The 13,396-nt window shown below is 62.9% G+C and carries 11 protein-coding genes; 5 read left to right on the plus strand and 6 right to left on the minus strand.

All coding sequences use genetic code 11. The annotated features are described in order from the left end of the window. Positions 1–134 precede the first annotated feature (134 nt). From ehuB to ACO07C_RS10915, 3 genes are all read right to left on the minus strand, one after another. Positions 135–986: an ectoine/hydroxyectoine ABC transporter substrate-binding protein EhuB gene (gene ehuB, locus ACO07C_RS10905; protein ID WP_421914180.1), complete on the minus strand. Its 852-nt coding sequence runs from the start codon at positions 984–986 to the stop codon at positions 135–137. A gap of 90 nt (positions 987–1,076) precedes the next feature. After that, positions 1,077–1,868, minus strand: coding sequence for an ectoine/hydroxyectoine ABC transporter ATP-binding protein EhuA (gene ehuA, locus ACO07C_RS10910; RefSeq protein WP_421914181.1), 792 nt, complete (start codon positions 1,866–1,868; stop codon positions 1,077–1,079). Between the two features lie 126 nt (positions 1,869–1,994). Then, positions 1,995–3,380 carry a PLP-dependent aminotransferase family protein gene (locus tag ACO07C_RS10915; RefSeq protein ID WP_421914182.1) on the minus strand — a complete coding sequence of 462 codons (1,386 nt, stop codon included), beginning with the start codon at positions 3,378–3,380 and terminating at the stop codon, positions 1,995–1,997. Between the two features lie 83 nt (positions 3,381–3,463). Between ACO07C_RS10915 and ACO07C_RS10920 the strand changes: the two genes are divergently transcribed. The 4 genes from ACO07C_RS10920 (at position 3,464) to ACO07C_RS10935 (ending at position 8,242) form a co-directional block, all read left to right on the plus strand. Then, on the plus strand, positions 3,464–3,955 hold the full coding sequence (locus ACO07C_RS10920) for an Lrp/AsnC family transcriptional regulator (RefSeq protein ID WP_421917495.1): 492 nt from the start codon (positions 3,464–3,466) through the stop codon (positions 3,953–3,955). A gap of 129 nt (positions 3,956–4,084) precedes the next feature. Beyond that, entirely contained in the window at positions 4,085–5,578 is a 1,494-nt protein-coding gene (locus tag ACO07C_RS10925; RefSeq protein WP_421914183.1) for an NAD-dependent succinate-semialdehyde dehydrogenase, read from the plus strand. A 30-nt stretch (positions 5,579–5,608) separates the two neighbouring features. Beyond that, on the plus strand, positions 5,609–6,988 hold the full coding sequence (locus tag ACO07C_RS10930; protein WP_421914184.1) for an aspartate aminotransferase family protein: 1,380 nt from the start codon (positions 5,609–5,611) through the stop codon (positions 6,986–6,988). 324 nt (positions 6,989–7,312) lie between these two features. After that, positions 7,313–8,242, plus strand: coding sequence for an NAD(P)H-binding protein (locus tag ACO07C_RS10935; protein WP_421914185.1), 930 nt, complete (start codon positions 7,313–7,315; stop codon positions 8,240–8,242). A gap of 91 nt (positions 8,243–8,333) precedes the next feature. On the opposite strand, the gene ACO07C_RS10940 is transcribed toward ACO07C_RS10935, so the two are convergent. From ACO07C_RS10940 to ACO07C_RS10950, 3 genes are all read right to left on the minus strand, one after another. Next, complete coding sequence (locus tag ACO07C_RS10940) at positions 8,334–9,461, minus strand: NAD(P)/FAD-dependent oxidoreductase (RefSeq protein WP_421914186.1); 1,128 nt, start codon at positions 9,459–9,461, stop codon at positions 8,334–8,336. Between the two features lie 86 nt (positions 9,462–9,547). Then, positions 9,548–11,089: an amino acid ABC transporter permease/ATP-binding protein gene (locus ACO07C_RS10945; RefSeq protein WP_421914187.1), complete on the minus strand. Its 1,542-nt coding sequence runs from the start codon at positions 11,087–11,089 to the stop codon at positions 9,548–9,550. Between the two features lie 101 nt (positions 11,090–11,190). Continuing rightward, the gene (locus tag ACO07C_RS10950; RefSeq protein ID WP_421914188.1) at positions 11,191–12,033 is read right to left on the minus strand and encodes an ABC transporter substrate-binding protein; all 843 of its coding nucleotides are present in this window, start codon (positions 12,031–12,033) and stop codon (positions 11,191–11,193) included. 233 nt (positions 12,034–12,266) lie between these two features. On the opposite strand from ACO07C_RS10950, the gene ACO07C_RS10955 reads away from it, so the two are divergent. Then, positions 12,267–13,385, plus strand: a complete 1,119-nt coding sequence (locus ACO07C_RS10955) for a LacI family DNA-binding transcriptional regulator (RefSeq protein ID WP_421914189.1) — start codon at positions 12,267–12,269, stop codon at positions 13,383–13,385. Positions 13,386–13,396: the final 11 nt, after the last annotated feature.

Genomic DNA, 13,396 nt, shown 5'->3' on the forward strand with positions numbered 1-13,396 from the left:
TCGCCGTTCACGGGGAGAAGATGCCGGCAGGCAGATGAGGGGCGGTGCCGGCCTCGCAGAAGTTCGCGCTACCCCTCATCCGTCACTTCGTGACACACCTTCTCCTCGTGAACGGGGAGAAGGAAGAAGGCGCCCTACTTTGCCGAGCAGAGCTTCTCTCGCGTCGTCGACATCGCTGCCGCGGCCGAGAAGCCGTAGGGTTCGATGATCTTGGCGAACTCGCCCGACTTCTTCATCTTGGCGAGCTCGACGTCGAAGGCGTCGCGCAGCTTCTCGTCGCCCTTCTTGAACGCGGCGCCGTCGCAATAGACCGGCGCGCCCTGTACGGGAGCGATGACTTCAAGGTTCGGATCGGCCGCCTTCTTCATCAGATCGTTTATCGACAGGACGGGCAGGGAATAGGCATCGATGCGGCCGTCCTGCAGCATCTTCACGCCGCTCTGGCCGTCCGGCACCACGATGACGCGCTCACGCGGCACGCCGGCATTGAGCGCCAGCTTCTCCTCAGTGCCGCCACCGGGTGCACCGACCGTCGCGGTCGAATCCTTGGCAACGTCCTCATAGCTCTTGAAGTGCTTGGGATTGCCCTTCTTAACCAGCATCGCTTCGGCATCGCAAAGCACCGGCTCCGAGTAAGCGACCGCCGCGCAGCGTTCCGGCTTCATGAACAGGCCGGCGGTGACGACGTCGAAGCGGCCGGCCTGCAGGCCGGGGATCATGGCGCCATATTCCGAAATCGAGGCTACGATATCGGCGACACCCAAGCGCTTGAAGATTTCGCGCGCCACGTCAGGCGCCGCGCCCGAGACCTTGCCGTCGGCGGCAACCGCCGTATAAGGCGGCTCGTTGGCGATCGCGACGCGCGCGAAGCCTTGCGTCTTGAGCTGTTCGAGCTTCTTGTCCGCAGCAGACCCCACGCTCGAGGCGGCGAGCACCGCGGTCAGTGCGAGGCCGGCGACGCCGGCGAGTGTGCCAAGTTTTGTCATTGTTCCCAACTCCTTGTTTCTTGGTTTCTTGTCTGGTTGTTCGCGACGACGTTGCCACCCTTGAGGACGGCGTCGCCTCGGGCATGGCGGTCAGACGCGATGTCCGGCCGCGATGATCTTCTTCAGGAAGCCTTGCGTGCGCTCCTGCCTGGGATTGCGGAAAATCTCGTCGGGCTTCCCCTCCTCGACAATCTTGCCGCGATCAAAGAACAGAACGCGGTCGGCGAAGTCGTGGGCGAAACCCATCTCATGGGTGACCAGCAACATGGTCATGTCGGTCTCGGCGCAAAGCCGCCACAAGACGTTCAGCACCTCCTCGACAAGTTCAGGGTCGAGCGCTGATGTCACCTCGTCGAACAGCATGATCTTCGGCTGCAAAGCGAGTGCCCGGGCGATCGCCACGCGCTGCTTCTGGCCGCCGGACAGCTGTGCCGGCATGGCCTTGGCCTTGTCGGCCATGCCGACCATGTCGAGCAGTTCCATCGCCCGCTTCTCGGCGGCGGCGCGCGGCATGCCCTTGGTCAGCATCGGGGCCAGCGTGACATTGTCGATGACGCTCTTGTGCGGAAACAGGTTGAACAGCTGGAAGACCATGCCGATCTTCTGGCGCATGCGAGCGAGATGTCGCTCGTCGGCCGGCAGAAGCTGGCCGTTGCGTTCCATGTGGTAGAGCTGTTCGCCATCGACCTGGATGTGGCCGCCGTCGATGCGCTCCAGCGTCATCAGGATGCGCAGGATTGTCGTCTTGCCCGAGCCGGAAGGGCCGATCAATGCCAGCTTCTCGCGTGGCATGACCTGCATCGACAGGCCGTCCAGCACTTTAAAACTGCCGAAGCTCTTCGAGATGCCGTCGATCTTGATGATGGGCGCGGATGCGGACAAATGAATTTCCCCGTGCTGGAGAAGCGTTATGCCCTTAACGATGCGGAACGCGCCAAATCATGTCAATTAGGAAAATAATATCATGACAATTATTCTGATTGCGCACATTTTCGAAGCATTACCGGCCTAAATTGCCAGCAACAGATGCTCCGGATCACCAAGCAGCAGCTTGGTGACAACGCCGAGTCCCACACGCAATTCCCCCTCCGTGGTCGACCCCAGCGAGATGCGCACCGCCGGATGCCATGGCGCGGCCGAGATGCGGAATGACGTGCCGGGCGCGATCGCCACGCCCTGTAAGCGGGCCTGGGCGACAAAGCTCTCCTCGGCACGATCGCCGGGCAGTTGCAGCCAGACATGCAACCCGTCGCGGTGAGCACGGTAGTCGACGCCGGCCAGCACCTCGGCCGCGATATCCTGTCGACGCCGCAACGCGTTGCGTTGCCAGCGGACAAGCTCCATCGCGGTGCCGTCGGTCACCCATTTGGTGGCGATCTCCGCCACTATCGGCGTCGCCATCCAGTTGGAAACCAGGTGCCGGTTGGCGACGGCGGCGACGTAGCGGTCGGGCGCGGCGAGATAGCCGATGCGCAGGCCGGGCACCGTGATCTTGGTGAAGGAAGTGACGTACAGCGTGCGTTCCGGCGCATAGGCCGCGACCGGCGGCGGCCGGTCCTCGACCAGCGGACCCAGCACATCGTTCTCGATGATGGCGATGTCGTGCTTGCGGGCGACCGCCGCGATCTGCTCACGCCGCGCCGCATCCATCAGCGTTGCCGTCGGATTGATCACCGAAGGCTGAACGAAGACGGCGCGGATGTCCGAGAGACGGCAGGCCTCGTCCAGCGCTTCGGGGATCAAGCCGTTGCCGTCGATCGGCAGGCCTTCGAGATTGAAGCCCAGATAGCGCGCCAGCGGCACCAGCGTGTGGTGGCCGATGGCCTCCGTGGCGACGGTCGAGCCCGGCGGCGCCACGCTCATCAGCGCCACCGTCATCCCGGCGGTGGCGCCATTGGTCAGGCTGACGTTCTGGGCGGAAATATCGAGTCCGCATAGCTTCAGCCATTCGACCGCTACCGCGCGATGACGCGGAAACACCATGTTGGGGCGGAACGAAAGTGCTGAACTCGACGGCAGGTTCTCGGCCAGCCAGCCCAGCGCCTGCTTCAGCCGCTCCAGATGCATGGGTTCGCAGACGGGCTTCAGGATCGACAGGTCGATAACCTCGCCGAGGCGCTCCGGCAGATACGGCGGCTCCGGCTCGCGGCGTTGCGTCTGGACGAAGCTGCCCCTGCCGATCTCGCCGGAAATCAGGCCGCGCCGGATCAGTTCCTCATAGGCACGGCTGACGGTCTGAACCGAGAGCTTCAGATCGTCCGCGAGCCGGCGATGCGTTGGCAGCCGCGCTCCATTGGCAAGGCGCCCATCATGGATGGCGCGCGCAAACTGGTCGGCCAGCGACTGATAGGCCGGCCGCCTTATGAGGTCAGGATCGGGTTGCCACAATGTCATGACTTATTAGAGATCGAAATCAGTGCAATTGACAATCGAAATCATGCGCCGTCATGGTATCGTCGACGAAAAAGTGGATGCTGATGACTGCCGCGAAACTCGACCCGATCGACCTCAAAATCCTTGACGCCATCCAGCGCGACGGGCGCATCACCAAGCTGGCGCTGGCCGAAAAGGTCGGGCTGTCGCCGACGCCATGCTGGATGCGGCTGCGCAAGCTGGAAAAGGCCGGCATCATATCGGGCTATCACGCCAGGATCGCCATGCGCATCGTGGCGCCGGTCGCAACGGTGCTGATGGAAGTGACGCTGGCCAGCCATCGCCAGGCCGATTTCGACCGCTTCGAACGCACCATCCGCGACATTCCGGAGATCGTCGCCTGCTGGTCGGTGGGCGGCGGCGTCGACTATGTGCTGAAGGTGATGGCGCGCGACATCGACGCCTATCAGCGCCTTGTCGACGGCTTGCTCGACCGCGAGATCGGCATCGACCGCTACTTCACCTACATCGTCACCAAGACCGTGAAAGACGAGATCACACTGCCAGTGGCCGAGCTGTTGCCGGCATCGGCCTAAGGCCGGAGACATCGTCTACCGTAGCCGAACAATAGAGAGAGTCTCTCTATAGACAGGCACCCGAACAGCCTCTCTGTCTACCCGTGGCGGATAGTCTTCCGGCATCAGTCCGACCGGGAGGCTTCGACCATGTCCGCGCATTTCGCCCGCCAGAACCGCCATGAAGCGCTCGACCGCCTCACCGACCGCCGGCTGCTGCGCGAACTCGCCTATGCCAACGGCCATTGGACCGCGAGCGAGGCGGCCGAAAGTTTTGAGGTCACTGACCCGGCCACCGGCGCCACCGTTGCCTTTGTCGCCGCGCTCGACGCGGGGCAAACGACAAAAGCGATCGATGCCGCGGCGCGTGCCTTTCCGGCCTGGCGTTCGCTGCTGCCGCAGGAGCGCTCCAAAGTCCTGCGAAAATGGTTCGAGCTGATCGTTGCCGCCAAGGATGATCTGGCCCTGCTGATGACATTGGAGCAAGGCAAGCCGCTGCAGGAATCGCTGGGCGAGATCGACTATGCCGCGTCTTTCGTCGAGTGGTATGCGGAGGAAGCAAAGCGTCTCAACGCCGAGAGCGTCACCAGCCATCTGCCCAACGCCGAGATGATGGTGCGGCGTGAGCCGCTCGGTGTCGTTGGTGTCGTCACGCCGTGGAATTTTCCGTCGGCGATGTTGACCCGCAAAGCGGCGGCAGCGCTTGCCGCCGGCTGCACCGTCGTCGCGCATCCGTCATCCGAGACGCCGCTGTCGGCGCTGGCGCTCGCCGAACTCGGCGAACGTGCCGGCCTGCCCGCCGGTGTCTTCAACGTCATCACTGGCAAGGCTGCGACGATCGTTGGCCGAATGTGCGAAGACCCGCGCGTTCGCGCCATGAGTTTCACCGGCTCGACCGAAATCGGCAGGCTGATCGCCGCCCAGAGCGCGTCGACGATGAAGCGGCTGGTGATGGAGCTTGGCGGCCACGCGCCGCTGATCGTCTTTTCCGACGCAGATCTCGACAAGGCCGTGGGCATAGCCATCGATGCCAAGTTCGCCACGTCGGGTCAGGACTGCCTTGCCGCCAACCGCATCTACGTCCAGCGTCCGCTCTACGACCGATTTTGCGCTGCCTTCGCCAGGCGCATCGAGGCGTTGCGGACCGGCAATGGCCTTGTCGATGACACCGACATCGGACCGCTGATGCACGAGCGCGCCTTCGCGAAGGTTGGGGAACAGGTCGCAGACGCCATCGCTCATGGCGCGCGCTGCCTTGCCGGCGGCGGGCGGCATAAGGCCGGGCCGCTGTTCTACCAGCCGACGCTGCTGGCCGATGTTTCAGACAACGCGCTGATCATGCGCGAGGAGACCTTTGGTCCGGTCGCCGCAGTCACGCCATTCGACAGCGAGGACGAAGTGATCGCCCGCGCCAACGCCACCGAATATGGCCTTGTCGCCTATGTCGTGACCGAGAATGGCGCTCGCCAGCAGCGCATGGGTCGCGCGCTCGACTACGGCATGGTCGCGATCAACCGCGTCAAGATCACCGGCGCGCCGATACCCTTCGGCGGCGTCAAGCAGTCCGGCATCGGCCGCGAGGGCTCTCGCCACGGGCTCGAAGCCTTCACCGATCTGAAATACCTCTGCCTGGATGTGGCCTAAGCCCCACCCGACCTTCAAGGAGTCAAAAGAATGCTCGACCAGTCCAACGAACTCGCCGCCTGGGATCGCGACCACTTCTTCCATCCCTCGACCCATATGGGCACGCACGCGCGAGGCGAGAGCCCGACGCGCATCATGGCCGGCGGCGAAGGCGTTACCGTATGGGACAACAATGGCAAGAAGAGCCTCGACGCCTTTGCCGGCCTCTATTGCGTGAATGTCGGCTATGGCCGCCAGAAGATCGCCGATGCCATCGCCGCCCAGGCCAAGAACCTCGCCTACTACCATGCCTATGTCGGCCACGGCACGGAGGCCTCGATCACACTGGCCAAGATGATCATCGACCGCGCGCCGAAGGGCATGAGCCGGGTCTATTTCGGCCTCTCTGGTTCCGACGCCAACGAAACCAACATCAAGCTGATCTGGTACTACAACAATGTGCTGGGCCGGCCGGAGAAGAAGAAGATCATTTCGCGCTGGCGCGGCTATCACGGCTCGGGCGTGATGACCGGATCGCTGACCGGCCTCGACCTGTTCCACAACGCCTTCGATCTGCCGCGCGCGCCGATCCTGCACACCGAGGCGCCCTATTATTTCCGCCGAGCCGATCGCTCGATGAGCGAGGAGCAGTTCTCGCAGCATTGCGCCGACAAGCTGGAGGAGATGATCCTGGCTGAAGGTCCCGAAACGGTGGCCGCCTTCATTGGCGAGCCGATCCTCGGCACTGGCGGCATCGTGCCTCCGCCCGCCAGCTACTGGGAAAAGATCCAGGCAGTGCTCAAGAAGTACGACGTGCTGCTGGTCGCCGACGAAGTGGTGACGGGCTTTGGCCGGCTGGGCACGATGTTCGGCTCCGACCACTATGGCATGAAGCCGGACCTGATCACCATCGCCAAGGGCCTGACCTCGGCCTATGCGCCGCTGTCGGGTGTCATCGTCGCCGACAAGATGTGGCAGGTGCTGGTGGAGGGCTCCGACAAGCTCGGCTCGCTCGGTCATGGCTGGACCTATTCGGCGCATCCGATCTGCGTTGCCGCCGGCGTCGCCAATCTCGAACTGATCGACGAGATGGACCTCGTGACAAATGCCCGCGAGACCGGCGCCTATTTCCGCGCGGAACTCGCCAAGGCAGTCGGCGGCCACAAGAATGTCGGCGACGTTCGTGGCGACGGCATGCTGGCGGCGGTCGAATTCGTCGCCGACAGGAACGACCGGGTGTTCTTCGACGCCTCGCGGAAAATCGGGCCGCGGGTGGCGACGGCGCTTGCGGCGAGCGGCGTCATCGGCCGCGCCATGCCGCAGGGCGATATCCTCGGCTTCGCGCCGCCGCTTTGCCTGACCCGCGCAGAAGCCGACATCGTGGTTTCGAAGACCGCTGACGCGGTCAACAGCGTGTTTGCCGGTCTCTGATTGTCGCCGACGGTGCTGCCGGCAGATCACCTGCCGGCACCTTCTCCTTATGAAACGAGGAGAAGGAAGGCGCCTCGGCGTCGGCGAGAATGTCCGTAGTCGCGCTTTGACGCATGGACATTCCGTCGCCTCGTGCCTATTTTCCGCCTGTCGAAAATGGCTGGCTTGGTCTGGGTAGGCCCAAGCCCTTCCCCTTCGGGGTGAAGCTCTGTTCCATGCCCGTGCATGAGATTCCTCGACAGTCCCGGCGCAGCGCGCCATCGGGTCTGTTGGGCTGATATCATGATGATGACGCTCCTGGACCCGATTCAACAGGAGCTGAGCATGTCAAATCAGAAACACCGTATCCTTGTTTACCTTGCCAATGGCGTCCAGGGCGGCGCGGTGGCGCGCGAAGCGGCAAGACGCGGCTTCGCGGTCACCGCCCTGGTTAGAGATCGAGCGGCAGGCGCCAACCTTGCGCAAGCAGGGATCGATCCCGCCCATGGCGATCTTGCCGATCCATCATCACTCGATGCGGCCCATGCCGGCGTCACCGAGATCGTGCTGCGGATGCCGATCGGGCCGCTCGACAGGGTCAAAGGCTTTGCCGCCAACGCGCTGGCAGCGGCAAGGAAGGCATCGGTCAACATGGTGGTCCTGAAGCTCGCCAGCGCCAGCCGCCCCGCGCCTTGCGATGAGCCGAGCTTTGTCGCCAACAGCGTGATCGAGGCGATGGTCCGATCGTCCGGACTCCCTTATGCGATCGTCCGGCCAACCATGTATCTCGACAACCTGCTCAAACCCGGCGTTCGGCAGGAAGTCGCTGTTGATGGCGTGTTCCAGGTTCCGATCGACATCTCACAGCGGATTGCCTGGACCTCGGCGGACGATTGCGCGGCGGCGGCGATGACGCTGATCGAAAACAAGACCAGTGGCGGTGACTACCTCATCTCAGGACCAGACAGCGTGGATGGCGCCGAACTGACCGCGGCATTGTCGGTGGGCCTGGGGTGGAAGGTCATCTATCGCAGCGAGCCTCTCGACGATTTCGAGCGCGAGGTTGAAGCCGTCATGGGTGCCGGAGAGGGAAAGCGTGTGGCATCCAAGTTCCGGTTCTTTCAGGACTACAAGGACGAGGCTGACGCCATACTCGCCCGACCCTATGTTCCCCAGCCAGGCCTCGAAGGTTTTTGCCCGAGCTCCATCGAGCACTGGGCAAGACGGCATGTGAATGCCTTTACCGAAATGCCCCAGCAAGTGTCGGCGCGCTGATTTCGGCTGCATAGCCGTCCGCGTTCGTGAAGCATGGTTCGGCGCGTCAGCCGAACCATGCAAGCGTCAGGCTCTTCTTGTTTGGCAACGCCTAGCGAGAGAACCGAGCTGGCCGAAAGTTTGCAAGGAGCGGGTGCTCTTTCCCGGTGGCGATCTCGCCGGCCAGCAACTCGCCGGCAATCAGGCCAAGCGTCGCGCCGCTGTGGCTAAAGGCGACGTAGTATCCCTCGATGTCCTTCAATTGGCCAAACACCGGCTCGCCGTCTCCGGGGATCGGCTTGGGGCCGACGCCGTAGCTTTCCAACTCCAGCTTAGGATGGCCCTCGAGAACCTTCGAGGCTTCGTCGAGAAGCCCCTGAACGGTCGAATCCTTCACGCCATAAGTGCCGTCAGGATTGACGACAATTTCTTCCTCCGACCAGGCGGAATCGAGCGCCAGGGCGCCGTCCGGCGTTGGGCGGATGGCGACGCGCGGCGTGTTGAGGACGGCGCGAAGGGGCGGGCCGACCGGCTTGGTCCTGACCAGCAGCGCGATCGGCGTCCCGTCGGCGATATGCCGTCCGGAGTCCGCAACCATTCGCGGCACATTGCCGCCGGTTGCCAGCAGCACCGCGTCGGCGGCAAAGCTGGTGCCGCTCGTCGTGGTGACGCCGGTGGCGCGACCGTCGACGACCGTGACCGCAGCGCTTCCGGCGTCGGTGACAAGCTGGCCGCCACGGCCCACGAATTCCGCAACCAGTATCTCGATCAGCGACGGCAGGTCGACCCAGCCTTCGCCCGGGTTGAAGATCGCGCCCTGAGGCGTGACAGCGCTCGCGGCGATACCCGGCGTGACCGACGCTATCGCAGCCGGGGACAAATGTTGCGCGTCATAGCCGAGGGTTTTTTCATGGGCGAAGACATCCGCGATCTCGTTCGAGGCGTTGTCCGCATCCCATGTCAGGCCACCGTCGAAACGCAGCCAGGCAGCATCCGGATATCTCGCCGACAGCGTCCGGTAGCGATCGATGCCGATCATGCGCAGGCGATGATACTCAGCCGACCGCTTGCGCGCTGAATTGAGCCATGCAAGCGAGCGGCCTGAGGCACCTTTGGCGAGCGGTCCATCATTGACGAGGATCGTTTCGATGCCGAGCCGCGCAAGATGGACGGCCGAGGACACACCGAAAATGCCGCCGCCGACAACGACGACCTTCGAGACCGAATCTAGTGTAGCCATGGAATGTTCTTTCACTGTGTAAGGGATGGGTTGAGTGGCCGGGCGACGGCGTCTCCATGCATCTCGCGGCCATGCCACCGCGCCGATCAAAGCACTTCGGCCAGGAAGTGCTTCAGACGCGCGCTTTTCGGAGTGTCGAAGATCGCGGCCGGCGTGCCGGCCTCGATGATGCGACCTTCATCCATGAAGACGACCTGATCGGCGACCTTGCGGGCAAAGCCCATTTCATGGGTGACGACGACCATCGTCATGCCGCGCCGGCCGAGGTCCGCCATCAGGTTGAGGACACCCTTCACCAGTTCGGGATCGAGAGCGCTGGTAACCTCGTCGAACAGGATGACTTCCGGGTCCATCGCCAGCGCGCGGGCAATTGCCACACGTTGCTGCTGGCCTCCGGAAAGACCCCCGGGACGATGGTGCTTGCGGGCGGCAAGGCCGACATCGGCGAGGCGCGCCTCGGCGATGCGCTCGGCTTCCCGCGCGGGAATCCCCTTGACCTTGGTCAGCGACAGCATGACGTTTTCCAGGGCTGTGTGGTCGGGAAACAGGTTGAAATGCTGGAACACCATGCCGACACGCCGGCGCAGCTTTTCAGGCTTCATCGCCAAGATGCTCGCGCCATCGAGCAGCACGTCGCCACCCTTTGGCTCGACCAGGCGGTTCAGGCAGCGCAACAGCGTCGACTTGCCTGAACCCGACGGACCGATGACACAGGTGACCGTACCCGGTTTGACCGTCAGGCTGACGCCCTTGAGGACATCGAGAGTGCCATAGGCCATGTCGAGATTGCTGATGGCGAGACTGCCGCCCTTGAACCGGGGAAGCGCCGAACTGGATTCCGTGCTGGTCTCCGAAGGAGGGCTGCTGATCGCGCTTTCCAGTTCGCTCACCTCGGCAAGACCGCTGGTGACGAGACCGGCTTTCTGCTTGCCGACCCGCAGCGAGTTGTCGATGTAATTCACGACATGCGTCAACGGCACCGTGATGACGAGATAGAACACACCAGCCAGAAGCAAGGGCGAGAGGTTTCCGGTGACCACCGCCTGGTCCTGACCGACACGGAAAATCTCGCGCTCCGACGCGAGCAGGCCGAGGAAGTAGACGAGGCTGGAATCCTTGACGTTGCCGATGAACTGGTTGACCAAGGCAGGCAGCACGCGACGGATGCCTTGAGGGATCACGATCAGGCGCATGCCTTGCCCGTAGCTCATGCTGAGCGCCTTGCAGGCTTCCATCTGTCCGCGTTCGACGCTCTGGATGCCGGAGCGGAAGATTTCACCGATATAGGCGCCGGCGATCAGGCTGAGGGCAAGGATGCCGAGCGGATAGGGCGACGGCCCGAAGATTTCTCGGCCGATGCGGGCGAAGCCCTGGCCGATCAGCAGGATCGTCACGATGGCGGGAAGGCCACGGAAGATATCGGTGTAGACCCGGGCCGGAATGCGCAGCCAGCGCGATTGCGAGATGCCCATGACGGCCAGGATCATGCCCAAGATGACGCCGAGCACCGTGGAGGTGGCGGCGAGGATCAAGGTGTTCTTCAATCCGATGGTGATCATGCTTGGCAGCACGTCCGCCATGGCCTGCCAGTCGAGGAAACTGCGGCGCAGGTTTTCAAGCCAGTTCATTCGATCCCCTTCTCCATTGCGCTGATAACGCCGACCAGAAATCAGACGCGACAGCGTGTCTTCCCGCCGCCGGCCATCACGGCCGGCGGCGAGAGGCGCGGTCACTTCTTGGGGAGATATTCGTCAGGCATCGGCGAACCGGGGAACCACTTCTCGTAAAGCGTCTTCCAAGTGCCGTCCTGCATGGCAGCATGAAGGGCACTGTTGAGCGCGTTACGAAGCTTGTCGTTGCCCTTGCGCACGACGAAGCCGGCGGGCGCGTCGAAGGACGGAATATTGATCGCGATCGTCAGCCCCGGATACCGCTCGCCATATTGCTTGGCGGCCTCGTAGTCGAGGAAATGCGCGTCGATAGTTCCGTTGTTCAACGCCGAAACGGCGGAGTTGTTGTCGGGGAATTTGACGAGATCGGTTCCGACAAAATTCTTCGCCGCATAGATTTCCTGCAGCGTGCCCTGCACGACGCCAAGACGTTTGCCCTTGAGCCCGTCCGCGGACGTTATCGCCTTGTCTGCGGTAAGCACCGACAGGTAGCCCGCGAGATAGCCGTCGGAAAAGTCGACCGTCTTCTTGCGCGCTTCCGTCGTGCCGATCGCCGCCACAGCGACGTCGAAGCGCTCATTGGCGACCGAGGGCATCAGCGCCGAGAATTCCTGACCAGTGAAGATCACCTGTTCCGGTTTGAACCCAAGGCGGCTTGCGACGTTGCGGAAGAATTCAATGTCGAACCCCGTGAACGTGCCATCCGCCTGCGTGAAAGCGTAGGGCTTGGCGTCTCCCATGGTACCGACGCTGATGACCTTCGCATCGATAAGCCCATAGGGATTGTCATCGGCGGCAGCGGCCCGCGAAACCAGACCTGCGCCGATGCACACAACCATAAGAGCCATTGCACCGGCCCGAACCGGCGACATCAACGACTTGAGAATTCCTGTCCTGCTCATGTCTTCTCTCCACTCTGAAGGTCTGTTCTTCTTGGCATTTACGTTGAGCCCGTAATTTCACGCCTTGCATCGTCCGGCGCCGCGCAAGCGGCTTGCACGGCAGGCTGTCATCACGCCCCTTGTCTCCGCATCTTCTCGAAAGAGACCGGTCTCTTATTGCGTGAGACCGGTCTCTTTGATAATCGTTATCGCCAGATTGACCTTCCGTCAACAACTCTTGTAGTCGTCATCCGATGAAAAGAACCGCGACCAAAACCCGCTCGATAACAGTCAGCGACGTCGCCCGCGCGGCAAACGTGTCCAAAGCGACGGCGGCGCGCGTGCTCGGCGGATACGGCATCGTCAGCGACACGATCCGCGCCGACGTCATGGCCGCCGCCAAGACACTGGACTACCGTCCGAACGAATTGGCCCGCAGCATGACGACCGGCAGGTCCGGCATCATCGGCGTGGTGGTCGGCGACATCGAGAACCCGTTCTTCAGTCTCGCGGTGCGCGGCATCAGCGATGCGGCAAGGGCGGCCGGGTTCAACGTGATCCTGGCCAACTCCGGCGAGCGGATCGAGGCGGAAAAGGCGGCTGTGCGGCTGCTGATCGGCAAGCGCGTCGACGGACTGATCGTCACGCCGTCGGAATCACGGGATATCTCGCATCTGCGCGACATCCATCGTTCAGGCCGCCCGCTTGCCCTGCTTGACCGTGCGCTGCCCGATCTCGATGTCGACACAGTCACGATAGACGACCGGAACATCGCCATGCGGGCGACCCGCATCCTTGCCGAGGCGGGCCACGGCAACATCGCCTATGTCACAGCGGTTGACGCCGAGGGGCATGAATATCGCGACCTCGGCCAAATCTACACCTCGTCGGTGCGCGAGCGTATCGACGGTTTTCTTACCGTGTGCAGGGACGCCGGAATAGATCGGCCGGAACGTCATGTTCGCCTTGGTGCCACCAGTCCAGACGAAACGCGAAAACTGGCAGCTAAACTGTTGTCCGGACCGGATCGACCGACAGCGATCCTTGCTTCCGACAGCCTCATCGCACTGGAGATCTTCAAGATCATCCGCCAGCACGGCCTGCGCATTCCCCAGGACATTTCGCTGATCACCTTCCATGACGCGGACTGGACGAGCGTCACCACCCCGCCCATAACGGTCGTCGATCAACCTGTTTATGCGCTTGGAAGAAGCGTAGCGGAATTGCTGATACGCCGCCTGAAGGGCGAAGCACGACCTCCAGAAAGGCTCATACTGCCGACCGGGATTATCGAAAGAGGCTCCGTGGGCCCGCCCCATGATGGCGCCAACGATGAGGCCTTCATGGCAGCGACCAAGGCTCGTGCGCAGTAGCACCGAGCCTA

It is taken from the genome of Mesorhizobium sp. (genome assembly GCF_965229135.1).
GTDB lineage: Bacteria > Pseudomonadota > Alphaproteobacteria > Rhizobiales > Rhizobiaceae > Mesorhizobium.